This window comes from Thermoanaerobacterium sp. PSU-2 (assembly GCF_002102475.1).
GTDB lineage: Bacteria > Bacillota > Thermoanaerobacteria > Thermoanaerobacterales > Thermoanaerobacteraceae > Thermoanaerobacterium.
Window position 1 is genome coordinate 103,806 of sequence record NZ_MSQD01000009.1, and the last position, 25,714, is coordinate 129,519.

The 25,714-nt window shown below is 35.5% G+C and carries 23 protein-coding genes and 1 riboswitch; of the genes, 2 read left to right on the forward strand and 21 right to left on the reverse strand.

Features of this window, described 5'->3' with window-relative positions; translation table 11 throughout:
- Complete coding sequence (locus BVF91_RS08615) at nt 1-1,608, forward strand: response regulator (protein WP_085113013.1); 1,608 nt, start codon at nt 1-3, stop codon at nt 1,606-1,608.
- 20 nt (nt 1,609-1,628) lie between these two features.
- Here BVF91_RS08615 and BVF91_RS08620 read toward each other — a convergent pair whose 3' ends face one another.
- The 18 genes from BVF91_RS08620 to asrA all read right to left on the reverse strand — a co-directional run bounded on the left by BVF91_RS08620 (nt 1,629) and on the right by asrA (nt 22,780).
- Complete coding sequence (locus BVF91_RS08620) at nt 1,629-2,591, reverse strand: acetylxylan esterase (protein ID WP_085113014.1); 963 nt, start codon at nt 2,589-2,591, stop codon at nt 1,629-1,631.
- A 21-nt stretch (nt 2,592-2,612) separates the two neighbouring features.
- Nucleotides 2,613-4,115, reverse strand: coding sequence for a GH39 family glycosyl hydrolase (locus BVF91_RS08625; protein WP_085113015.1), 1,503 nt, complete (start codon nt 4,113-4,115; stop codon nt 2,613-2,615).
- Between the two features lie 17 nt (nt 4,116-4,132).
- The gene (locus tag BVF91_RS08630) at nt 4,133-6,175 is read right to left on the reverse strand and encodes a glycoside hydrolase family 52 protein (RefSeq protein WP_085113016.1); all 2,043 of its coding nucleotides are present in this window, start codon (nt 6,173-6,175) and stop codon (nt 4,133-4,135) included.
- A 30-nt stretch (nt 6,176-6,205) separates the two neighbouring features.
- Nucleotides 6,206-7,276 (reverse strand): Gfo/Idh/MocA family protein, encoded by a 1,071-nt coding sequence (locus tag BVF91_RS08635; RefSeq protein ID WP_085113017.1) that lies wholly within the window; start codon nt 7,274-7,276, stop codon nt 6,206-6,208.
- An 18-nt stretch (nt 7,277-7,294) separates the two neighbouring features.
- Complete coding sequence (locus tag BVF91_RS08640) at nt 7,295-8,455, reverse strand: Gfo/Idh/MocA family protein (RefSeq protein WP_085113018.1); 1,161 nt, start codon at nt 8,453-8,455, stop codon at nt 7,295-7,297.
- Nucleotides 8,456-8,544: 89 nt separating this feature from the next.
- Nucleotides 8,545-10,617: an alpha-glucuronidase family glycosyl hydrolase gene (locus tag BVF91_RS08645; protein WP_085113019.1), complete on the reverse strand. Its 2,073-nt coding sequence runs from the start codon at nt 10,615-10,617 to the stop codon at nt 8,545-8,547.
- 132 nt (nt 10,618-10,749) lie between these two features.
- Nucleotides 10,750-12,417: an ABC transporter substrate-binding protein gene (locus BVF91_RS08650; RefSeq protein ID WP_085113020.1), complete on the reverse strand. Its 1,668-nt coding sequence runs from the start codon at nt 12,415-12,417 to the stop codon at nt 10,750-10,752.
- Between the two features lie 134 nt (nt 12,418-12,551).
- Nucleotides 12,552-13,424, reverse strand: coding sequence for a carbohydrate ABC transporter permease (locus BVF91_RS08655; RefSeq protein ID WP_014758324.1), 873 nt, complete (start codon nt 13,422-13,424; stop codon nt 12,552-12,554).
- 15 nt (nt 13,425-13,439) lie between these two features.
- Nucleotides 13,440-14,408 (reverse strand): ABC transporter permease, encoded by a 969-nt coding sequence (locus BVF91_RS08660; protein ID WP_085113021.1) that lies wholly within the window; start codon nt 14,406-14,408, stop codon nt 13,440-13,442.
- Nucleotides 14,409-14,489: 81 nt separating this feature from the next.
- Nucleotides 14,490-15,563 carry a mannonate dehydratase gene (uxuA, locus tag BVF91_RS08665; RefSeq protein ID WP_085113022.1) on the reverse strand — a complete coding sequence of 358 codons (1,074 nt, stop codon included), beginning with the start codon at nt 15,561-15,563 and terminating at the stop codon, nt 14,490-14,492.
- A gap of 41 nt (nt 15,564-15,604) precedes the next feature.
- On the reverse strand, nt 15,605-16,291 hold the full coding sequence (locus BVF91_RS08670) for a GntR family transcriptional regulator (protein WP_240495857.1): 687 nt from the start codon (nt 16,289-16,291) through the stop codon (nt 15,605-15,607).
- A 350-nt stretch (nt 16,292-16,641) separates the two neighbouring features.
- The gene (locus BVF91_RS08675; protein WP_085113023.1) at nt 16,642-17,214 is read right to left on the reverse strand and encodes a Uma2 family endonuclease; all 573 of its coding nucleotides are present in this window, start codon (nt 17,212-17,214) and stop codon (nt 16,642-16,644) included.
- A 209-nt stretch (nt 17,215-17,423) separates the two neighbouring features.
- On the reverse strand, nt 17,424-17,726 hold the full coding sequence (encB, locus tag BVF91_RS08680; protein WP_085113024.1) for an encapsulin nanocompartment ferritin-likeEncB family encapsulin nanocompartment ferritin-like cargo protein cargo protein: 303 nt from the start codon (nt 17,724-17,726) through the stop codon (nt 17,424-17,426).
- Between the two features lie 89 nt (nt 17,727-17,815).
- A complete protein-coding gene (gene thiW / locus BVF91_RS08685; RefSeq protein ID WP_085113025.1) occupies nt 17,816-18,298 on the reverse strand; it encodes an energy coupling factor transporter S component ThiW in 483 nt (160 codons plus the stop codon).
- A gap of 27 nt (nt 18,299-18,325) precedes the next feature.
- Nucleotides 18,326-19,630: a phosphomethylpyrimidine synthase ThiC gene (gene thiC / locus BVF91_RS08690; RefSeq protein WP_085113026.1), complete on the reverse strand. Its 1,305-nt coding sequence runs from the start codon at nt 19,628-19,630 to the stop codon at nt 18,326-18,328.
- A gap of 112 nt (nt 19,631-19,742) precedes the next feature.
- A riboswitch (TPP riboswitch) is annotated at nt 19,743-19,842 on the reverse strand.
- 76 nt (nt 19,843-19,918) lie between these two features.
- The gene (gene asrC, locus BVF91_RS08695) at nt 19,919-20,935 is read right to left on the reverse strand and encodes a sulfite reductase subunit C (RefSeq protein WP_085113027.1); all 1,017 of its coding nucleotides are present in this window, start codon (nt 20,933-20,935) and stop codon (nt 19,919-19,921) included.
- 17 nt (nt 20,936-20,952) lie between these two features.
- Entirely contained in the window at nt 20,953-21,741 is a 789-nt protein-coding gene (gene asrB / locus BVF91_RS08700; protein ID WP_085113028.1) for an anaerobic sulfite reductase subunit AsrB, read from the reverse strand.
- Entirely contained in the window at nt 21,734-22,780 is a 1,047-nt protein-coding gene (asrA, locus tag BVF91_RS08705; protein WP_085113029.1) for an anaerobic sulfite reductase subunit AsrA, read from the reverse strand. The genes asrB and asrA overlap by 8 nt, the downstream gene beginning before the upstream one ends.
- 259 nt (nt 22,781-23,039) lie before the next feature.
- On the opposite strand from asrA, the gene BVF91_RS08710 reads away from it, so the two are divergent.
- Nucleotides 23,040-23,420, forward strand: a complete 381-nt coding sequence (locus tag BVF91_RS08710) for a carboxymuconolactone decarboxylase family protein (RefSeq protein ID WP_085113030.1) — start codon at nt 23,040-23,042, stop codon at nt 23,418-23,420.
- 58 nt (nt 23,421-23,478) lie between these two features.
- Here the strand turns inward: BVF91_RS08710 and BVF91_RS08715 are convergent, their stop codons facing one another.
- The 3 genes from BVF91_RS08715 to BVF91_RS08725 form a co-directional block, all read right to left on the reverse strand.
- Entirely contained in the window at nt 23,479-24,063 is a 585-nt protein-coding gene (locus BVF91_RS08715; RefSeq protein WP_085113031.1) for a YdcF family protein, read from the reverse strand.
- A 77-nt stretch (nt 24,064-24,140) separates the two neighbouring features.
- Nucleotides 24,141-24,959, reverse strand: a complete 819-nt coding sequence (locus BVF91_RS13505) for a GNAT family N-acetyltransferase (RefSeq protein WP_240495858.1) — start codon at nt 24,957-24,959, stop codon at nt 24,141-24,143.
- 431 nt (nt 24,960-25,390) lie between these two features.
- Nucleotides 25,391-25,714 (reverse strand): nucleotidyl transferase AbiEii/AbiGii toxin family protein (locus tag BVF91_RS08725; protein ID WP_143588991.1); only part of this gene is annotated, 324 nt, incomplete at its 5' end.

A 25,714-nucleotide genomic window follows, 5' to 3' on the forward strand; every position in this document is an offset into this window, starting at 1 on the left:
ATGTCTGAAAATAACATTAAGGTATTTATAATAGATGATGAATATTTGGAAAGAAGTCTTTTGAAGCAATGCATAAATTGGGAATCGTTAGGAATGGAGATTGTGGGAGAAGCTTCAAATGCAAATGAAGGCATAAAATTAATCGATGAATTAAAACCAGATATCGTCTTTACCGATATAAAAATGCCCGGTATAGACGGCATCGAATTTAGTGAATTTATTTTAAAGAGACACCCATCATTAATAATTATAGTCCTTACAGGCTACAATGATTTTAATTACGCTCAAAAATCTGTAAAATTAGGTATCTTTGATTTTTTGCTTAAACCTATTGACGAAAATGAAGTCTTAAACACAGTAAAAAAAGTGAAATCGTACATTGAAGAAAAGAAAAAAGAAAAGAGAGAACTTGAAGATTTAAAAAAGCAATTATATGAAAACCTACCTTATCTAAGAGAGCGTTTTTTGAATGAGCTGATTACTAGTAATTTATCTGAAAATTCAATAAATGAAAAGCTTGATTTCTTTAAATTTCACTTTAAAAATGGAAATTTTCAAATTGCTGCAATAGAAATCGTAAATTCAACGAACATGAGTGAAGAATCTCGCTTGATTCAAAATTTTAAAGTCAGTAACTATATCAAAAGCTATTTCAAAAAGTTAAAAAATATCATTGTATTCTCTGACCAGATGAATAGAATCGTCATCCTAAGCAACGATGAGAAGATAGATCTATATAAAATTTGCATGCGTCTTAAAAACAAAATAAATAAAGAGCTTGATTGTACTTTAAATATCGGCATCGGCAACATAAAAGAACACATCGGCGAAATTAGAACGTCCTACATGGAAGCCATCGATGCATTAAATTATCACATTGCAGTTGGAAATAACAATATAATACATTATAGAGATGTCCAATTTAAAGAAAGTAAATCGGAAAGCGACACAATGCATCTTTTAAATGAATTAAAATTTTATCTGAAATCCGGATTAGAAGACGATGCGATAAATACTGTAAAAGAAGTTTTTTCTTTGATCGATGTTAAAAGTGAAAACGCACTTAAGTTAATACACGTAAGTGCATTAAACATTATTTCGGTCTGTTTCTCAGTCTCTCTCGAATTAAAAGAGAATTTTGACGATATATATTTATCCGAAATAAACACCTACAACAAGATAGTGAATATAGAGACGCTGCCTGAGATGGTAGAATTCTTATCGTCCATAGTAATAAACACAATAAAGGCTGTCAATAAAGAACAGATTAGCAACATAAACAATTTGATTGATGATGTTAAAAAGTTCATAGATGAAAATCTTAGCGACAGCAATTTGTCACTATCATTCGTAGCAAAGCATTTTTATTTAAATCCCAGCTATTTAAGCCGGACATTCAAAAAGGAAACAGGCATAAACTTCATAGAATACTTGACAAATAAGCGAATGGAAAAGGCAATAAGCCTTATTAAAGAGAAGAACATGAAGTCATTTGAAATCGCCAATGCCGTAGGCATACAAGACCCAAACTACTTCTCATCGTGTTTTAAAAAATACACAGGCTTAAACGTAAGCGAATATAAAAAATTGATAAAAAATACAATTTAAGGAGATGCATAAGCATCTCCTTATGAATTTATCTCCAATATAAACTGCATCGCTAAATCTCCAAACCCTCTCATAGGCTCATGCCCATAATCAGGATACACTTTTATATCCTTTTTTGATTTTATGTTATTGTAGGCTGCAAAAACAGTAGACGGTGGACACACCTGATCCATAAGTCCAACGCACATTAAGACGTCGCCTTTTATCCTTTTTGCAAGATTTTTAACGTCTATATATCCAAGCTTAGTAAATACTTCATTCTCCCTTTCATGCCTTGGATCAAAAAGCCTAAAATAGTCTGTAATCTCTTGGTATGCGTTTTTTGCAAGGTCTAAATCCCATACTCTCTTATAATCAGATAAGAAAGGATATTCAGATACTACCTTGCGTATCCTTGGCTCCAATGCAGCACATGCCAACGACAAACCTCCACCCTGAGAAGGTCCCATGACTGCAACCCTATCTTCATCAACTTCTGGCATGTCCATAACTATTCCAGCCAATTGAGCAGTATCTAAGAAAATATGCCTAAAAAGCATATTGTCAGCATCATCGTCTAACCCTCTTATAATATGCCCATTTAGAGTATTTCCCTTTACACCGCCTACATCTTGAGACTGCCCTCCTTGACCTCTTGCGTCCATAGCCACAACAGTAAAACCTGCCGCCACATAATTTAATTTGTCATTCCAGTCACCTGAATTTGATGAATATCCATGAAATCTTATCAGCGCTGGATGCTTTCCTTCTGTCTTAGGCTTTATATACTTTGCATGGATTCTTGCACCACGCACACCTGTAAAGTACAAATCGTAGCACTCTGCAAAAGGCACTTGAAAGCTACTTTTTTTGAGTTCAATCTTAGGATCAATTGACCTCATCTCATCTAAAGCCCTCTCCCAATACTCGTCGAAATCTTCAGGGCATGGATTTGTACCAGTGTATTCTTTTAGTTTTTGCAATGGCATGTCAAAAAGCCCCATATCGATCCCTCCAAATGCATTTCAATATCCATTTATCTTGCTGTCATCAAGTCCTATATATGTGCTTGATTCGTCAATCCTTTCTGTCAACTCATACAGCACAACCGCATTTTTCCCTAATTTAAACTTTAGATTTAAGTATCCGTCATTGGTAACAGCATAACTTGTCATTATCTCCGGCTTTGCAATTTCTCTAAGCGTATTTATCTCTTTTTTGCTGGGATACCTTGGTCTACCCATGTGTATCCACGTCCCCCATGGATTGCCATGTTCTTCATCTATTAACTGCCTCTTAATAAATACGTCTCTAAATCCAACTGGTACCTCAATTTCATATTCTTTATCTGGATTTTCAGTCTTATCCATAACTTCATTCCACGCTATAAGTGCGACAGAGCCATCATCTCTCCTCGTCACAAGCATGTGCTCATCCCTATAAAGTATTTCTTCTCCCATGGCATTAAAGAATTTAAATGTGTAAAAGGTAGGTTTTGGTATCATATTCAATGCCACAAGTCCAAATCCTCCATGAAACTGTGATCTGGGCACATCTCTTTCTTCGAAAACGTCGCTAAACGTCCAGTAAGAGAATGAATCGACGTAATCTCCGCCTTCGCTTAAAATCCTGGCAATATAGGCAGCATTAAATGGCGTATCGTGTACAGGATTTTGGGGGCTGTAAGATGTATTGTATTCTGTTATGTGAAATGGAAGGTTCGGAAAATGTGAGTTTCTTATGATCTCTCTCACTGTTTTAAATTCATTTAGCATGTATTCTGATGGCATAATCTCTTGATATATAAGGTGTGGCGTATATTCACCTTGTTTGGATGTATACGCATGTCGCGACACAAAATCTACAGGAACATTTTCTTCATAGCAGAAATTCAAAAAGTCTTCTATCCAATAGTCAGCACCACCGCATATAGCAGGTCCTCCGACTTGCAAATTCTCATTTACTTCTTTTATCGCCTTTGCAGTAACCTTGTACAGCTTAAAATACTCCTTCTCATCAGCATCCTTCCAAAATCCTTTTAAGTTTGGCTCATTCCATATTTCAAATGGCCATTTTACCACTTCGTCTATGCCATACCTTGATATGAAATGCGAAACAACAGCTTTTATAAGGTTTTCCCACTTTTCATAATCCTTGGGAGGGGTAACATTACCCTCCCAATAAAAAACTGTCTGTGTACCAGATGCTAATCTTTTAGGCATAAATCCGATTTCCACAAATGGCCTTATACCCATTTCTAAAAATGAGTCGAAAATCCTATCTATATAAGTAAAATTGTAAAAAGGCTTTATTTCATCGCCTACCACATCTTCTCTGTATATTCCTACATCGTCACACAAAAGGCCATGTCCTCTTATATACTTAAAATCTATGTTTTCTTTCACAAATTTTAATGTATCAACGTACTCCTTTTGAAGTGCAAGGCCAAGCCTGCCTGTCCCTACGCAATATCTCCACCTATCAGAAAACTTCTTATTAGAGAAATCTGGTACTTTCACTTTAATCATGCTAAGACCCCCAAAGTCTATTTCATCCACAATACACTTGTTACAAGTCTCGGATACAAGCGACTTCCTCTTGGTGTACCTGTATCGCTGTTTACTTGATCTGTTGCACAATCTTCGCTGCAAGACACCTGTTGCCACATTGCGTGTACCCTATCCCACTCAATTTCTTTATCGCCAAAGTCTATATTAAGCACATCTTTTATCACATATTGACACAAGAAAATTTTGCTGTTCCACGTATTCTTGCTGGTTGACGAAAGCTTCCAACCGCCAGACACTTCATCTATGCATATACCTGGCTTCATAATCGTCATTACATGCTTCTTTAAAACTTTTATAAGCTCGCCAAATACACCATCTTCACTTACAAAGTCAGTATATCCTACAACATATGGATATACCAATGCTTCTACAGCAGGTATTATTCTGGATGTATTGCCTTTTTCAAACACTGCAGGTATATACTGATTGTCTTCGTCAAATTTTCCGACGATAGTATTGGCAGCCTGTTTTGCCTTTTCTAAAGCTTTTTCTGCCTTTTCACCAAGATCATTTTCTTTAAACAAGCCGTGTAACATCACGTAAGCTGCCCATGTCTTTACCCCAAGGTATAGATTATTTCTCGCTTGTCCTAAGCTTTCGTCAAGGCTATCGTAAGTCGTTATTTCCGATCCTGTCTCGCACCTTGAACTATCAACATCCATTATACCATCATTATTTTTATCTCTTGCCACAAGAGAATCGAAACAATCTTCAAATACCCCAATGTTTTTCTTTAACCATTCTTTATCGTTCATTTTTATTGCATAGACAGAACCTGTCAAAACCCAATTCAAAAGCTCCTCATGTGCCATGTAGCTGAAACACCCAGTCAGATTTGGAAGCTCATACGATGAATAACCTTCTTTGAAAAAACCATCTGCAACGCCCATATCATGCGTAAATGCAAGACCTGCTTGATCTCTGTAACTGTACTTTTCATAGTACAGATCCAACGTGTTTGTGATCGTCCAAGGATGAAATCTCATTTCCCAGAAGACATGGTCAACTGTCAAATCAAATGTATTTATCATAATGTATTCGCCTTCGTTTACTACCCAAAGAGGCATACCATCATCCCGCTTTAAAAGTTCTGTGCTGGCATAATAACTGTGGGCTGCATGTGCCAACAAAAACTGCCTGTATTCATTTAAGCCACTTTTCTTAAGCTCTTCGTCTCTTTCTCTCGCTAAGTTTAAGTAATAATCTTGATTGTCCAGTCCAAATGATAATACTTCTTCCAGCGACTTGAAAACAGATGTATAGTAAAATTCAGTATCGATTCCTGTCGTGATGACGCCGCTTTGATACGTTGCCAATGCCACAGTATATGTCCTTTTCTCCCCTCTAGGTACTTTAAATATCAAAGATGGTGCTCTGCCAAGCCCATGATTTTGATAGTTGTCATTTGCCCATGAAGTCAAAATATCAAGCCTTGAAAGCTCTCTTACATCATCGCTCTTTTTGACAGCAAAACCGTATTTTCTACCGTACACTCCTCCCAAGTACTTTCCATCCGTAAGCTCGGATAATATCCTTTTTGGGCCTTCAAAGCCAAATATCATTTCAGCATCCTTATCGCTTCCAGTATTATCCATCGTCAACTGTATAAAAATCACAGGTGCCAGTGCAAGTTTCTTTTCGTCTTCATTCATCAAAGAAGGATCTTTTACGTATCCAAACGGAGTAATGATAGAAAATTTAAAATCTCCCGCTGTCCAAGTATCTGATGCCCAACCTAACTCTCTCTCTATCTCATCTTCGCCAAAGACTCTTATATTCTTTTCTTTCTTGCTTGTAGAGACTTCTCCTGTAAACTCCTCTTCTGCATTTTTTGTATCATCTTTAATAAATGGCAATAAGCTTATAACACCATCTCTTTTGTATCCAATGTAGACATTGTTTTCAGGCGGCCGAACATCATTTAATACGACGCCGCCACCTTTACCGCATTTACCAATTACAAAACTTGAGAAAGCACCAAATGCGCTGTGGTGCGCATAAAAAGATTTACTTATCATTTAAAACACCTCTTCTTAAGATTATAAATTTCATTCAACCTTTATAGCTTTTGTTTGAGCTTCTAACGCCAACTCTATAGCTTTAAAAATGTGCTCCTGCGTCATGGCATTTTCCGTCCTGTTTAATGAGTCCAGTATCAAGTCACCAAAGAAAGGAAATCCTACCTTCCCCTTTACATCTATCAAAAATTCACCATCTTTGTTTACTAAGTACACATGATCTGGAGCATTTTCTCTGGCAACATCGATATACTTTCTTAGCTCTATGTAGCCTTCTGTGCCTAATATAAACAGCCTTCCATCGCCCCATGTGCCAAGTCCCTCAGGTGTAAACCAATCAAGCCTGAAATAGCCTGTTGCACCATTATCTCCAATTAGCGTTACGTCGCCAAAATCTTCAAATGTAGGATATTGCTTGTGATTGTAATTTGCTACTTTTGATGATTGGACTTTTGCGTCTTTTGCACCTGTATAATACAAAAACTGCTCTATCTGATGACTGCCTATGTCACATAGTATGCCTCCAAATTTGTCTTTTTCGTAAAACCAATCTGGCCTTCCTTTTCCTTCTCTGTGTGGTCCCATCCCTAATACTTGTATTACTCTGCCTATTGCTCCTTTTTCTATTAACTGTCCAGCATAAACTGATGCTTCATTGTGAAGCCTCTCTCCATAGTACACGGCATATTTTTTATTTGTCTTTTCGACTTTTTCTTTTGCTTTTTCTAATTGCTGCCATGTTGTCATTGGAGGTTTATCTGCAAAGTAGTCTTTTCCTGCATCCATTGCTTTTAATCCTATGTCACATCTTTCTGATGGTATTGCTGCACTTGCTACTAATCTTACTTCACTGTACATCAGTATTTCATCTTCACTGCGAGCTTTTTTAGCAGTAGGAAATGCTTTTATGAATTTTTCTACTTTCTCTGGATCTTTGTCGTAGACCCACTTTACTTCAGCACCAGCTTCTACTAGTCCTTTTGTCATGCCATATATGTGCCCATGATCTAATCCAATGGCTGCAAATTTAAATTCTCCTTCACTGCAGACTTTTTTAGCTTTGCTTTCAGGCATATAGTACATACCGTTTTCTTTGCTCATTTGGTGTTCCTCCTTTATTTACTTTATTTCCCTTCCAAATGTTATGCGTTCGTCGTTGAAATTTTCTACAAACGTTTTTTTCTCATAAAAATGAGGCACTCTTGCCATTATGCCATCTACTGTATAGAATGGATCATCTTTTTCAAGTGGCAATTTGACAGCTTCTTTTGTTGTAGCTGCTTTGTATATGGCAGTTATAAGCTCTATAGCATTTCTTCCATCGCTACCACTTACCAAGATTTCATGGTTTGATTCTAACGCTTTTAATACATCGTCAATCTGTGGAGTGTGCCCGCTGTACTTTGTCACATCAAGACTGTCGTAGTATCTTTGTATTTTCTTTTCCAGTTCTTCGTCTTCTCCAGATGGAAAACCATTACTGGATGCTGTAGATGCATATACTTTCCATGGCACTGATATCCTGGCCTTTTTCCCTTGAAGCACAATTTGTTGCTCTTCTCCATGATGAACAACTGAACTGGTTATCTGGGCTAATGCACCGCTTTTGTACTTAAGTATGGCTATTGATATGTCTTCAACTTCGGCGTTATCATGTGCCACATTGCTCATTACAGCCTGCACTTCTTCAGGCATCCCCAAAAGCCATATAAGCATGTCTATATGGTGTATTGCATGATTTAGTGTGCAACCACCACCTTCTTTTTCCCATGTGCCTCTCCACCACAGATCGTAGTATGAATGACCTCTCCACCAAAATGAGTCAACTTGTGCATGTACTATATCCCCCGCTAAGCCTGACTCTACAATCTTTTTTAGTTTCATGAATTGAGTCCTAAAGCGATTCTGTGCTATTACCGACAAGAGTTTTTTGTTTTTCCTTGATGCTTCAATCATCCTGTCGCATTCTTCTAATGATGATGCCATCGGTTTTTCTACGATTACATTCTTTCCAGCATTTAAACTTTCCACTGCAATGACTGCATGTGTGTAAGGCGGTGTGCATATGTCCACCAGATCAATATCTCCTCTTTTCAATATTTCTTTGTAATCGCTGTACAAAGTGGCATCATCTAAGCCAAGCCGCTTCTTTTTTTCATAAGCTTTGTCTTCGTAGATATCGGCTATGGCGACGATCTTACACCTGTCTTTAAACTCTAAAAAGCCTTGTATGTGGGCAGATGAAATATTACCTGCCCCAATTATGGCTATATTAATCATAATAAACTTCCTCCAATCAATCAACTAAGTTATTAATCTAAATTTTTCGATTTTCACTGTATTTCTGCCTCAATCTCCCTCTAAAGCAGCTATTCATAAATTTTCCTTCCATATTCATCTTTTATTCCAGTCTTCCTGTAAAAATAAGTGTTTACAACATCTCTCCACTCTTTAGCATCAACTACCTGTATGTCAAACTTCTCTAACACAACTTCATATACCTCATCGTCTATTTTCCCTTTCAATTTTATCCAAGCATCCCTCATTTTTTCTGCTCGCTCTACACCTTCAAAATGTGTATCGTATATGTGTTGGATAACCGTCTTACCTGATTTTAGCTTGTGGCCATAAGGCACATGGTGGAAAAATAACAAAAGCTCATCAGGACATGTATCAATATTTTCGTACATCTTTGCAACAGGCTCTTTGTACTGGGCTGTGTAACCTGTACCTGTTGCTACAGTCCTATCGACGCCTATTCCCTTAAAATCTGCATAATGATACGTGCCCCAATGAGAATACTCATATCCGTCAACATTAGGGCCGTAATGATGGCCTGGGTTTACCATCCATCCTATCCCAAGAGGGCTTGTGTATTCCTCATATATCTCTCTCGATTCCAAAAGCATCGGTACGACTGTATTCAAAACATCTTCATCACATCCAAATGTAAGTCTCACCCATTCCTCAGCAATCTCTCTTGATGAAAGATCTGGATTCCACGCAAGCCTTCCAAAGCCATAAAGATTTGATTGCGCAAGAGGATGTCCTGTCCAGCACTCACTATCTCCTACATTTGCCACCCCCACAATTCCACCGTGCTTTGAACCAAACAAGCTGCCGCTTACGACTTTCTTTACAAACGAGCCTTCTCCTTTCGCAAATGTATCAAAGTCTAAAGCTTCCTTCCAAAGTGGCACAAGGTAACATAAATGTTTCTGTTGTCCAGTGTACTCTTGAGTAATCTGAAACTCCATAAAAACATTTGTCTTCTCCATTGCACCAAATAATGGTGTAATCGGTTCTCTGATTTGAAAATCCATCGGTCCATTTTTAACTTGCAAAACCACGTTATCCATAAATTTCCCATCTAATGGCTTGAAATTGTCATAAGCAGCTTTTGCTCTGTCTGTAGAGCGGTCTCTCCAGTCCACCATGCAGTTGTATACAAAAGTCCTCCAAATGACAATGCCGCCATAGGGTTTTAGTGCTTCAGCCAACATATTTGCACCATCGGCGTGATTACGGCCGTATGTGAATGGTCCAGGTCTAAACTCTGAATCAGCCTTCACCAAAAATCCACCGAAGTCAGGAATATAACTGTATATTTTTGATGTCACATCTTTCCACCACTTCTTAACTCCATCGTCAAGCGGATCTGCGGTAGAAAGACCACCTATCTCGACTGGGGAAGCAAAATTTATGCTTAAGTACGTCTTTATGCCGTAATCTCTAAATACATCTGCTATCTTCGCCACATCAGGCAAAAATTCATCTGTAATAAGCTTAGTCTCTTGTTGATGGACATTGACATTATTTATTACGACTCCATTTACCGCAATAGACGCAAGTAGCCTTGCATAATCTTTTATCCTGGAAAGGTCTTGGACTATGCAATTATCTTTAAAGAAGATAGATTTTCCCGCATATCCTCTTTCAATATTGCCATCCATATTATCCCAATGATTTAATATCCTAAAATCATTTTGAGGATTGTCAATGCACGATGCATCTTCCAGATTTTTACCGCTAAATATAGATCTTATGAGGTGAAAAACACCATATAAAACGCCTTTTTCGCTTCCACCGATTATAGACAGTACATTGTGATTATCCTTTTTTACAACATTTAATGCAAAGCCTTCACTTTTAAGTTCTCTTTCTAAATCCACTTTTAATCCTTCTGCCTTAAAATCATCCAGTGTGCCTATAAAAATGCAATTTGACTTTGGTATATTTTCGATTATTTCTATGTCGACATCTTTAATATTCGATAAAGCTTTTTTTAGCTCATTAACCGCATTACTAATAATCCTATTATTGCCTTTAACAACAATATATTTAAAATAATCCTCATATCCATCAGGCACTTTTTCATCGCAAAGTTCATACCTAAGCCAACAGTCATACATTCTGCCAACAAATTTCTTATCGCTAATCATAATATCACTCTCCACAAGTCAATTATATAATATAATACCATTATTTTGAACATTTAATCAAATTTACCTTACTAACATTTTTCCCTTTGAAGGCGTAAGCCATCAAAGGGAAAATAGAATAAACATCATCCATTATTTGTTTTTGCTGCTTTTGTATACATCGTTTGTAAGTTTAACTAATTGATCTACACCTTTAGCATTGACCTGTTGTACATAGCTATTCCAGTCTTTGTCGATAGATGCAACACCTGTTATGAATTTCAACATCATCTGTTCTACATAGTCAGAAATTGGCTGGCTAAGCATATTAGCTTGCTCTCTCTGGCTTTCAGTAAACGGCACAGGCGGTGCAACTGGTAACAGTTTTCTTTGAGTATTCACTTGGTTTTCAAAATTTGCTACTTCTGGAGTCATCATTGATTCAGCAAGATCTTTTGGTCCACCATACAATAAGCAGAACACACCACCAGAAAAGCCGTAATCCTTCTGCAGATTCTTTGTACCACTTGGGTTCAGATTCATATAATTTACGTCAGGCATAAGCTGGAACTTGCCATTGACTTTCTGATACGTTACGCCTTCAACGCCCCACTTTGTAAGGGTCTCACCTGCTTCGCTGTACCACAACCAGTCTACGAACTTAAGAAGTTGTGGGAAGTTTGGATCGTCTTTAGCTTTTGCTGAAATCATTATACCGTTTTCAAGACGGTTGCCTGCAATAACTCCACCTTTTGGTCCTGCCAATGGCAAAATCTGTGTCACTTTAAAGTTACCTTTTCCTAATGTCTGATTCATCTGATTGATCATATTCTGGATTTCCTGCGTATTTGTCATGATGACAAATGACTTACCTGTTACAAACTTCTGTACTGCTTGATCGTCTGTCTGTGTGAAGCTGGCTGGATCAAGAAGCCCTTCTTTTACAAGTCTATTGAAGTACGTCAATGTATCCTTGTATTCTTGTGAAGTTGGATAGAATTCCCAATCATCCTTTGCGCTGTTGTACAAAACAGTTGAAGTCTGTGTCCAATCAAATAGTCCATCGCTACCTGCAATCGGCACACCAAATGTCGGCAGTGCTTCACCTATTAAAGCTTTACCTTGCCATCTATCTGACAATGGATATGTGTTCGGATATATCTCTTTTAATTTTTTCAATGCTGATTCCAATTCATCCCATGTGTTTGGAATCGGTATATTGTTTTTCTCAAATATATCTTGTCTTATTGCCAACGAGTACTGCATTGTATAAGTTTGATGCAACATTGGCAAAACGTAGAACTTTCCGTCAGCTTGCTTTAATGAATTGATGTCATTTTGAAGTCCCCATTCTTTTACTTCTCTTGAGAAATTAGGCATTTGATTTATATAGTCGCTTATAGGAAGTATAGCACCTGATGAAACAAATGGTATTTCTTGCCCGGGATATGTCTTTGGTATTATCTCTGGCGCCTGTCCTGAGCTAATAAGAAGGCTTCTCTTTTGAGCATAATCGCTCATTGGCACTATAGTAAGCTTTAGCGTGACATTAGTAGCATCTTTTATGGCTTTCCACAAAAGCCAGTCTGATTTATAAGGATAATTTGGATGGTCGCTATACAGCATTGTAAATTCCAATGGCTTATCTGATTTAAAATGTAAGTTTTGTGGATCGCTATTATTTGTGGCAGTCTGAGTTTGTTTGCTTGTATTGTTGCTGCTGGATGAAGAATTTTTATTTCCGCAGCCTGATAGCAAAACACCTACAGCCAAAACTACAACTAGCAAAAACGACAACAATCTTTTTGCATTTTTACTCATATAAAATATCCTCCTCTTAATTAATTAAAATCAGAAACTTATGAGTATAAAGATTTGTTTTTTATGTTACCACCACCCCCTTAAAAATCATCTCAGATAGTCCCTCCTTTTTATTGAATTTAATATGATGCCTTTTAGCCTTTTAATGAGCCAATCATTACGCCTTGAACAAAGTACTTTTGTATAAATGGATATACCATCATTATTGGTATTGAAGTCAATATGACGCTGGCTGATTTTAAAGTCGCAGATATTTGAGCCAATTCGCTTTGGTCAGATGTGCTGCTAACTGCCGTCTGCTGTGCACCTGCTAAAATATTTCTCAAGTACAATGCGACAGGAAATTTTGAGCTATCATCAAGGTATATAAATGGTCCAAACCAGTTGTTCCAAACACCTACTGCGTAGAAAAGCGCCATAACGTACATTATAGGTTTTGAAAGCGGAAGTATTATTTTAAGAAGAATGCCGTATGTGCTCATTCCATCAACTTCTGCAGCTTCCTCTAACTCCGCTGGTATTCCTTCGAAGAACGTCTTCATAACCATTACGTTAAACGTGCTGACCGCTCCTGGTAGCACGACACCCCATATAGTGTTTCTCATGCCTAAAGCGTTTACTAAAAGGTAAGTCGGTATAAGTCCACCGCTGAAAAACATAGTAAATACCACAAAGCCTAAAATAATTCCTCTACCTTTTAATCGCTTTTTAGACAACGGATACGCTAAAAGCGTCGACAAAAATAATGAAACAAGCGTACCTACAACAGTGTAAATAATCGTATTTTTATAGCTGGTCCAGAATTCTTTTTCCGCCAAAAGAACTTGATACGTCTTTAATGTAAAACCTTTTGGATATAAAGACACCAAACCTGCATAAACGTATTTTTCGCCGCTTAAAGACACACTTAATAGATACCAGAAAGGATACAATGTCACCAATATTACTAAAATCATTATTATCGTATTTACTACTTTAAATATTTTATATTGCTTTGACTCTTTCATCTATCATCACTTCCCTTACCATAGACTGGATTCTGTGAATTTTCTTGACAAGTAGTTTGCAGTGTAAACTAATGTAAGACCTATAACTGCTTCAAACATGCCTATTGCTGCGGCATAGCTAAAGTTATTTGATACAAGTCCCATTCTGTATAGATACGTAGATATGACATCCGCCGTAGAATACGTCAGAGGATTATACAGAAGCAGTATCTTTTCAAATCCTACTGACAAAAGTCCGCCAATGTTTAGTATCAAAAGTATCATTATCGTAGGCAATATACCTGGAATAGTCACATATATTGTCTGCTGCCATCTGCTGGCACCATCTATTATAGCCGCCTCGTACAATTCCGGGTTAATATTTGTCAGCGCTGCAAGGTACAGTATAGCGCCCCAGCCCATGCCTTGCCAAATGCCTGAGACGATGTATATAGTCCTAAACCATTGCGGTTCTGCCAAAAAGTTGATAGTATGCCCAATGTAATGTTTTACAATCATATTGATAACGCCTGATGATGGATCAAGTATCTGCATTATCATGTCTGCCACAACAACCGTCGATATGAAGTATGGCAAATATGATACTGTTTGTGTAAATCTCTTAAACCAATTGCTTTTGATCTCATTCAAAAGCAAAGCAAAGATTATCGGAAATGGAAAGCTTATTACCAAATACTCCACACTCAAAATTATCGTATTTCTAAAAACCTGCCAAAACGATGGATCATGTATAAACATGTCAAAATACCTAAGTCCGACCCATTCTGTACCGTAAACAGGTCCACCCGGAACAAATCTCCTAAAAGCGATAATATTGCCGTACATAGGCACATATCTAAATATGATGTAATATGCTATGGGTAGTATAAGTAGGCTATATAATTGCCAGTCTTTTTTAATAGCTTTTAACGTCTTCTTAAAATCCCTATTTTTTCCTTGTTTAGCCTCCTTACCCCCACCTTTATTAACCAATGCAGAATCCATATGCTTTTTCTCCTTTCCCAGTAAAACAGAAATTACTTTGAATTTGGTCTTTAATACTGTCAACTATTTTCTTATAATAGTTCATTTAGACATCTTAGTTATAGCCTCCCAAAGCCCATTCAAATACGTCACACCTAAAGCTCTGTCGTAAAGTCCATATCCCGGTCTTGCCTTTTCATTCCATATCATCCTGCCGTGGTCCGGTCTTACATATCCTTCAAAACCTATATCATAATAAGCTTTCATGATTTCAAACATATCAAACGATCCTTCACTTGATAAATGTGCTGATTCGTAAAATTTCCTCTCGCCTATAAACCTTATATTCCTTACATGGCCAAAATGAATCCTTCCCATCTTGCCAAAATGCCTTATAAGCTCTGGTATATTGTTTTCAGGATTTGAACCTAACGAGCCACTGCAAAGCGTCAATCCATTGTAAGGACTGTCTACAAGGTTTACAATCCTTTCAAGATTTTCTTTACAAGTGACTATCCTTGGCAGTCCAAATAATGACCATGGCGGATCATCTGGATGTATAGCCATCTTTACATCGTATTTTTCACATGTTGGTATTACATTCTCCAAGAAGTACTTAAGATTTTCAAATAACTTTTCTTCATCAACATCTTTGTACATGTCAAACAGCATCTTCAATTCTTTTAAGCGGTCAAGTTCCCAACCTGGAAGTATAAAGCCATTTGAGCCATTGTCCATGTCTTCAATGAGATTCAGCGGATCTTTTCCTTTTAACATATCTTCATCGTATGACATTACATATGATCCATCAGGTAATTTTTCATTCAGATTCGTGCGTATCCAGTCGAAAACAGGCATGAAGTTGTAGCATACGACTTTTATCCCTAACTTGCCAAGATTTTTTATTGTTTTCTTGTAATTTTCAATGTATCTATCTCTTGTCGGAAGCCCTAACTTGATGTCTTCATGAACATTTACACTTTCTATCACCTCCAGTTTAAGGCCGTAGGACTCAACTTTTGTCTTTAATTCACTTATTTTTTCAATCGGCCAAGTTTCTCCTACGGGTACATCGTATAAAGCCCCTACAATCCCATAGACACCTGGTATTTGGCGAATCTGCTGAAGTGTCACACTGTCATCTTTTTCGCCAAACCATCTAAAAGTCATCTTCATATATCTTACTCCCTTATTGTAGATTTTTATTGCAATGTAATTTATTGCTTAAAATACTCTGGATATTTTTCTTTCAAAAGCACTACATCTCTGTCTATCATCGTCAAGTGTTCACTTATTATCTTTAATCCTTTTTCTTCATCTTTCTCCTTTATGGCACTTACAATATTTTTGTGATCGCTTATGATAGCATCCCAATCAGTATCAGACGACAATCTCAATGTCCTTATCCTGTCATAATCGCCGCTTATAAACCTTATGGCTGACCAAATCCTATCCATTTTGCATCCTCTGTATATAAGCTCGTGCATCTCGTTGTCTAAGTCAAAAATGGTAATATAATTTTCTTTCATGACACAAAATTCTTGTTGGTTTATATTCGCTTCAAGCTGAAACAAGATGTCATCTGGAAATTCTCTACAAGCCTGTCTCACGATTTCTTTTTCAAGATTTACCCTCATGAATTTTGCTTCTTGAGCACGTTTTATATCTATCAAAGAAACAAACGTGCCTTTTTGTGGGTAAATTTCAATCAGTTCTTCATTTGCCAGCCTCGTAAATGCTTCTCTAATAGGCGTCCTGCTGGTTTCAAATGCATTAGCTATATCATTCTCTGATATAACCTCTCCAGGCTTTAGATTGATGTCGATTATGTTCTTTCTAATCATTCTGTAAATGTAATCTTTTTTTGACTCATACGTATTGTTTTCCAAAAGCTCTAATCCCATCGCTTCACATCCCCTATTTTAATACTTGTATTCTTGTATACTAGCATATTAATATTCATATTCTTATATATTCGACATCATTTTTAAAATTCCTTCTTTTTTTATTTAATTTTTCTTCTGTTTAAAAAATTCATAGGGGACATAAAGCGTAATGAGTCAAGTAAAAATCACTTTAAATTTTTGAACTTGTATACTAGTATATTAATATATTGCTTTTATATATAATATATTCTACGCAAATTTCAAAAATCCTTCTTGTTTTAAAAAAATTTTTTCTGGAAAAATAAAACAAAATTAAGGTTAAAAAAATAAGGCACAAGAGAGTTTTCACTTGTGTCTTGATGGTTAAACTAAAATGTAAAAACAGATTTTAGATCAATGATGAGATCTTCAAAAATTGAAACTTTAATTTTATCTTCATCAGAATATATCCCAGGCCTTCCATACCTTTTATCGTCATCTAACGTAAAAACAGTTACAATCTTGTTATCCGGTTCTACTATCCAGTACTCTTTTACTCCTGCCATCTCATATAGATTAAATTTTTTAATTTTATCATTTCTGGCTGTAGAAGGTGAAACAATCTCTACAACTAAGTCCGGTGCGCCTTTGTACCCTTCATCATCTAATTTCGACTTATCACACACTACTACAATATCAGGTTCTACAACCGTTTCTATGTCATCATCATTTTCGTTTGCTTTAGGAAGTCTCACTCCAAACGGAGCACTATAGACTTTACATGATTTATCTTTCAGATACACAGAAAAAATAGTTAATATCTCTCTTAAGATCTCTTGATGTATTCTTGAAGGCGGAGCCATGGGAAATGGATTCCCATTTATTAACTCCCAGCGTCTATCATCTTTCCATTTTTTATAATCGCGATACGTATACGTCTTATTTTCATCAGGTAAAGCCATAATTTTTTCCCTCCATCCTTTATAAAACTTAGAAGCATCATATTTTATTTCATAGTTTTAAGTTGTTACAAATTGGTACATTTGCATCAGCTTTTTATTACATTATTGCTTATTATATTCAAGTAAATACATAAGGAAAAAAGGCTGTGACATTTTACATAATGTAAAAAAGACAGCCTCCATTGAAATATCAATATATGTATAAAAGTTTATTTATTTTTTTCAATCATCTCTTCTACTTCTTTTGCTCCTTCTTCATACAGTTTTTCTTCATCTGGAGATAATTCCTTCAAAAGTCTCAAAAATTCTCCGGCATGCACTCTTTCTTCGTCTGCAATATCTACTAAAACGTCTTTTGCTAATTTGTTATCTGTTGACTCTGCCAATTGCATGTATAACTGAATCGCCTCATACTCTGCTGCCACCATAAAACGTATAGCTCTTATAAGCTCCTCATGTGTAATTTTGTTTTTATTTGCAAGTCCAGCAAATGGAGTACCAAAATCAGGCATACTATAGCCCCCTTTTTATTATTATTTGTTATTATTTGATTGTAAGTTCATTATATCACAAAATTAGGAATTTACCGAATTACCATATTTTATTTATAGACCTTTTTCGACTTATCCAAAACCTCAAGCAAAATAAGGGCTATGATGCTTCCTGTCACTGTATTTATTAAAAATGGAGTTACAAAGAAAAATGCTCCCACATCTTTACCAATGATGTATTTGGCTATTGGAAATGCCACAAGACCTCCTATTATCCCTGTACCAAAAACCTCCCCTAATGCAGCTAAAATCTTTTTCCCTGTCAATTTATATAAAATTCCTGCCAATAAAGCGCCAATCATGCTACCGGGAAAAGCCAATAGTGTTCCAGTGCCCATTATGTTTCTGATTATGGATATTGAAAACGCAATTAGTACTGCATATCCTGGGCCAAGTGTCACTGCAGATATGACATTAATTATATGCTGTATAGGGGTCGTTTTCGAAACACCTACAGGGAAAAATACAAAATTTGCAAAGACTACGCCGATTGCAATCAGCATAGCTGAATAAGTAATCTTTTTTATATTCATTTACAATCCTCCCGATTTTTAAAAATTCTACTTTAACAGGCTTATATCTTCTCCTGTAATAACTTTATTCATGTTTCTCACAGCACACATATTTCCACACATTGTACATGTTTCACTATCATGTGGTAGAGATTCACTCCTGTACCTTCTCGCCTTTTCAGGATCTATAGCTAATCTAAACATTTCATCCCAATCAAGCTTTCTCCTGGCATAAGACATATCATTATCCCATTTTTCTGCATTGCGTATACCTTTTGCCAGATCTGCTGCATGGGCAGCTATTTTAGAAGCAATGATGCCTTCCTTCATATCTTCAATCGTTGGAAGTCTCAGATGTTCCGCTGGTGTTACATAACACAAGAAATCCGCTCCACTTGCTGCAGCAATTGCACCACCAATTGCACTTGTAATATGATCATATCCAGGTGCAATATCTGTTACGATTGGCCCCAATACATAAAACGGCGCACCATTACATAGCTTTTTCTCCAACAAAACATTTGCTTCGATTTCATTTAGCCTCATATGACCAGGTCCCTCAATAATCACTTGAACATTCTTTTCATAAGCTCTTTTCGCTAATTCTCCAAGGGTTATAAGCTCTTTTATTTGGCATGCATCTGTGGAATCATTTATGCAGCCTGGCCTCAATGCATCGCCAAGGCTTATCGTTGCATCGTACTCAGCACATATGTCAAGAATATCATCAAAATACTCATAAAAAGGATTTTCCTTATCATTTAATTCCATCCACGTATATAACAAAGAGCCTCCGCGAGAAACGATATTTAGAAGTCTTTCATTTCTTTTGAAAATTTCCGCCGTCTCTCTGTTGATGCCTGCATGGATAGTCATAAAATCAACACCGTCTTGTGCATGCCTTTCGACGATCTTTATAAATTCTGAAGGTGTAATGTCTTTTAAATCTTTGTCATAATATCCTACAGCATCATATACTGGAACAGTACCTATCATGGCTGTAGAAATACCTATCAATCTGTTTCTAAATTCAAAAGTTTTGCCATATGAACTTAAATCCATGATAGACTCTGCTTTCATTTCTATCGCCTTTTTTGCCTTTTCTAATTCTGCATCCACATTGTTGCAGTCCCTTGATACACCTAAGTTTACGTTTATTTTTGTTCTAAGCCCTGTCCCTACGCCTTCTGGACTAAGTGCTTCATGGTTTTTATTTGCTGGTATGACTACTTCACCAGAAGCTACTTTGCTCAGCAATAAATCCACTTCAATGTCTTCTTTTGCTGCCACAACATTCATCTCTTCTGTAATAATTCCTTTTTTTGCCGCATCTAATTGTGTAGTGTAATTCATCGCAGTCATCCTTTCATAAATCATTTTGTTTTGATACTTGTAAAATGAAGGGAGGAAGAAGGTTATATTCGAAAATATTGAATAAAAAAAGCCTTACCGCATGGTAAAGCTTTATAATCGAAAGCTTGCTTCCCTACGGTAGTATTAACTACATCAGGTTCTAAGGGTCAGGTTTTACCTTCTCAACCAAAATGGTTCCCCCGCAAACTAATTTCACAAGTATTAAATTTAATCTAATTATACTTTAAAACCCTAAAATTGTAAAGGTAATCGGGATTAAAAATCTAATTATTTAATATCACAAACAGGCTTAACGTTTATATTTGACCTGTATTCAGTTTCTGTCCAAAATATTCTATCTGCAACCATAGCTTCAGGGTTTAATTCTACACCCTTTAATATAAGCTCTTTAAATTTATTGTATCCAGCCCTGTCTATCAAGTGACCTCCATGGAGATATACTGGTTTATGATTCAATACTTCCGCAGAGAAATCTTGCCAATTTTTAAGTATGCCCAGCACTACATCTTCTGTTACCCAATTTAAGAAAATCTTTCCCATGCGAGGTGTCTGTTTTCCGGTTCTACCACCAATGAGGACTCTGTAGAATTTCTTAGGATTTCTAGACCAAGCGCCTGTAGGACATACAAGTGCACACTCACCACAGCCAACACAGCAGCACGAATCTTTCTCGATTTTTCCATTTACCATGTATAAAACACCTGTAGCATGTTGTTTACAAGCCTCGATACATTTCTTACATCCTATACAGCGATCGTAATCATATTCTGTTTTTGTAATGCCTATAATTCCAAAATCGTTGAAATGAGCCTTTGCACAGTCATTAGGACATCCGGCTATGCTTACTTTTATATGATAATCACTTGGAAAGATGATTTTTTCAATTTTTCTTGCAAGTGATGTTGTGTCTATATTTGCCTTTATGCAATGTTTATTTCCTATGCAAGCCATAATGTTTCTAGAACCTATCGTTGGATATCCATTGTCATCTACTTCCATGTCAACACCACAAAGGTCTACTTCTATCTCTTTAATAAACGTCTTTATATACTTATTGACTTCATCGATATATTCATACTTTATTCCAGGTATTGATAAAGTTTGTCTAACGCCAAGATGAAATTGTCCATTTCCCCATGTTTTTGCAATATGCTCTACATATGACAGATATTTAGCATCCATTACACCGCCTGGAACGCGCATCTGCAGCATGAATTCACCGCGGACTTTCGATTGCCTGTAACAATTTCTGCGGACTTTTTTTACATCTATATCATAGTTCATTACATACACCTCCACATTTAATCAAGTAAATCCTTCGCTTTTGTGTAGTTAAAAACAGGACCTTCGAGGCAAACATACGTCTCGTTTATCTTGCAGTGACCACATTTTCCAATTCCGCAAGACATCTTTCTCTCAAAGGAAACCCAAATTTTATCTTCTGGTACCCCATTTTTCAATAATTCTAATGCTGTAAAATGCATCATCACTGGCGGACCAACGACAATGACATTGTAATCACCAAAGCTATCAAATGGTATTTTACTTATATGCTCTGTAACCAAGCCAACTTCAAATCCATCGACTTTTTTCTTATCAAGAGTATATATGGTGTTAAATTTTGTCTTAAAATTATTTAAATCGTCTTTAAACAAGACGCTATTTTCATCTTTAAAACCTGCTATAAAGTGTAGTGATTTTATTTCTTCCGAATTATCATAAAAATACTTAAGTAAGCTTCTAACAGGCGATACACCTGTACCACCAGCTATAACAACTAAGTCTTTTCCTTTATATTTGTTAACAGGGAATGAATTACCATAAGGTCCTCTCATGAATATCTTATCGCCAGGAGATAAGTTAAATATCTCATTTGTTACTTTTCCTACTTTTCTTATAGTAAATTCCATCCAATTGTCACCCATAGCGCTTATCGATATAGGTGCTTCACCTATCTTTGGAATGGAAATCTGAAAGAACTGCCCATGCTCTGCTTTTACATCAACTTCAACTCTAAATGTGTATTCCAAATTCGTCTCATGAACTATTTCAAGTATCTTATATGGCTTAGGCATGAAAATATTATTCATTTATGCTGCCTCCTTTACCCGACTTCAACTTTTCAACTTCATCGTATAAGCGATTTATCGTTGTCGAAAAGGATATTAACTCTGGACATCTTTCATCACAGCGACCACAACCGACACACATGTTTTCCGTTTTAAAGCGAGCTTTATAATCATATACTTTATGAAGTGTACGGAATCTCATCCTTTCACCGGCAGTTTTTCTAAATACATGACCACCCGCCATCTCTGTAAAATCCTTGTGCATACAGCTTGCCTGCACTCTTCTTCTTTCGCCAACATTTGCATTTTCACTGTAAATTAAATCAACTGTATTAAAACAGCTACATGTTATGCAAGCAGCAGTACAAGCACCGCAGCTTATACAGCGGGAATTAAAGCTTTCCCACATGTCAAGATCATATACTTTTTTAAGTAGATCTGTATTGTCTATTTCTGGAACATGGACAACCTTCGGATTTGATTTTACGAATTCAGGCTTAAAATCTATTTCTTTCTTATCTTTAAATATGTCAATAAATTCATCATCTTTAACTTCAACCATTACATTATCATTATTAAATCTTATCGCTAGACTATAGTTATCTGTTTTATTGGAGTTCATGGAAACGCAGAAGCAGGTATCCCAGCCATCTTTACATTCCATCAAAACGAATTTTACTTTTTCACGGAGTCTTTTGTAATAAATATCTTCTGTATCACCATTTTGGAGGAAAATCGTATCAAGTCTTCTTATGCCATTTATATCACAAGCTCTTACAAATAATAGTATTTTTTTATCAAATACCTTGCTTTCTCTGTACTCATCCTCTGTAAAATAAAACAAAGCTTGTGTTATTGGATATATAACTTCTTTTGGTGAAAAATCGGATTTTTCATCGTATACAATGTCCTTCAAAGATTTTATCTCATCGTATCTTATAAGATCTGTGTCAGAATACCGGCCACGCTTTTCAAAACGTTTCGGTGCATAAATTTTATAATCTTTCTTCAGCACATTTAAAATATCGTCAAAATCTTTATTCTCAATTAGATATCCCAAGTTCTCTCCTCCTTTGAAAATTGAAAATTATTTAACATATTTTGATATAATTATAACATCAAATATTTAACGAGTATAATAATAAAAATTTATAGAAACCATAACAGGAACTTATATGTCGGATATCTCTTTAGCTGTTTAAAGCTTACATAAGCTGAAATTTTCACCGTACTTGCATTCATTATAGAATAGTAGTATCATTATGTTGTACCCCATGATAGAGGGGGGTATATATTATTTCATTTTTAGGAGTGATAGTATGGCTATAGGTGTTAAATTAGTTAGCAAGGAAGAGGCAAACCCAGAAGTACAGCAAATATTCGAGCAAATAGAAAATCAGATGGGGTTTGTTCCTCCAACAATGCGAGCAATGGCAAATAAACCAGAATATTTAAAGCTATTCCTTCAAAAATCTCAAGTGGCAATGGGACCGGGGAAAATCGACTCTAAAACAAAACTTTTTGTCGCTTTAACCGTGTCAATTCTAAACAATTGTGAGATGTGCATAACCACATACACCAAAAAATTAAAAGAAGCAGGCGTAACCGATGAAGAAATAGTTGAGCTTTTATCAGTTATCGATCTAATGAGCGGTTTAAACCACTTCAACAATGGGCTTATGATAAAACCAACCGAATAAATAAAGTGCGCTTTCACCAAAAAAGGCTTTCCTTCTCCTATGAGAAAAGGAAAGCCTTTTATTCTATTAGCATTCTAAAATACATATACAATAATGCAGGTGCTTCTCGTAAAAAGCCGTACGCTTCTTCATAAAAATACCTTTTTACAAATACTCCTGAATAGCTTGCATTTATGCCTGCTTCTTTTGCAATCATGCTTGCCCTTTTCAGGTGAAATTTGTTTGATACAATTATTGCTTTCTTTAGCGATTTTCTATCCATAATTTTCTTAGAATTTTCAAGGTTTTGTAATGTTGAATACGATCCGTCATCCATTAATACAACATTATCAGTTATACCATTTTTCAAAAGATATTCCTTCCCTGCTTCTGCCTCAGATATATCCTCGCCAGGTCCTTTACCACCAGATACAATAATGTACTTACCAAGTCCCTCTTTATAAAGTTTTATAGCTTCATTTAACCTTTCCTTAAAAAAAGGACTGGGATTTTTCCCGTAAACTGCACATCCAAGGACAATAATAGCATCAGATTTTACCGGTTTTGCATTATATGCAAATGTAATCACCTGTAACTCTGCAATAATATTTAAAAGCACGACAAAAGTTATTAGCAATGCAGTAAGTTTTATAAGAAGTTTCATCATATAACACCAGAATTATTCTTAATTTCTATATTTAACTTTTTACAATTTAATCTTACTATTTTCCAGTAAAATAATCAATTAATCTTCAATTCCATTCTTCTATTTTTTGTCGTCATACCTAAATTTTCGTAAAACTTTATCGCATCGCTGTTGAATTCCCATACAGTTAATTCAAGTGTATCTACACCTGATTTTTTTGCATAATCAACAATATGCTTAAATAACATTCTCCCTACGCCTTTTCTTCTATGATTTGAGCTAACACATAAATCATCTATATAGACAAATTTTCTCTCTTTAAGAATTGGAATATTTCTCGCAGTCATTATTTCTATAATGCTGTAAGCGATTATTTCATTATTACTATTTTCAGCGACAAAAATCTTTGTTTTATCGTCATCTAATATCTCCTTAAATCTTTCTTCCGTAAATGGGTTCTCCACATCAGCATACACATCCCGCCTATTTTTAACATGTAGACTATGCACTTCTTTAACAAGAATACTTATTGATTTATAATCATTAAATAATGCTTCTCTTATTTTTATGTTCATTATACAATCACCTGGATTTATATTATAATTATAGGGCATTCCATTTTTATACCAAATAATATCACTTTCTTCACATGATTTACCTAATTTGATAAATGCTCCATACTTATAACCAAACCCGTCACCATGGGTATATTTCTTTAACTTCTGATCATCGAATTTATCATCTTTTTCATTAGAGTATTGTTTTTTAACTTCAATTGCAAGTAAATTATTATTAGAATTCCGCTTGTGTATTATTATATCAGGATAAACACTACATTCTAAATAATCTTCATTATCTTCTTCTAAAAATTTTTTAATTTTCTCTTTAAATGGTGCTTTAATTTCAGATAACATTTTCTCCACTTCTTCTTGAGTAAATTTTATATTCTTTTTATCTCTAAAATCTCTATTATATTCGCAATCAACATCATAATCAGTAAAAAGCATCTGTAAATACATAGCTAATCTATGTGTTATAGTACGTTCATTAACGTTTATTTCTAATAAATATGAATCTTTTATATATAAATAGTTTAATTGCCATTTTTAATAATATTTCTATCTCCACCTTCCCCAACCTTTAACAGCCCCTTTGCAATAAAAAATTTATAACTTATGCTAATGAAATAAATTTATTATTACCGCAAACGATATCAAAATTTGTTTTCAATATCGCAAAAATCAAAAAGTTTTTAATGTTTTATAAAATTTGTCAAAGTAATTATTTAGAAGGATTTTCGCCTTTTATTTTAATATTCCTACCATAAATTTGATATTTTATCAATTTACTTATATAAATATTTTCGTTTTTTAGAACTCCATATACCAAAAAACTCATCTTCACTTATTATTGCCATAAAAGGCGGCAACGTAAAATCAATAATGACCTTAATAACTGAATCAAAACTCATTTCAAATCTCAATACTTTTTTGCAGAAGTTGATCCATCGTTTTTGAATTGCATCATCATTAGCTAATTGTGATATTATAGCAACAGAACCTTTTTCATATGGTGTACCACGATTAGAAAGAGTTTCGTAAATAGCCTCTTGTAATTTTCTACCCTCAAAATCAAATGTCGTCGCTAAATAATAAATATCTATAGATGA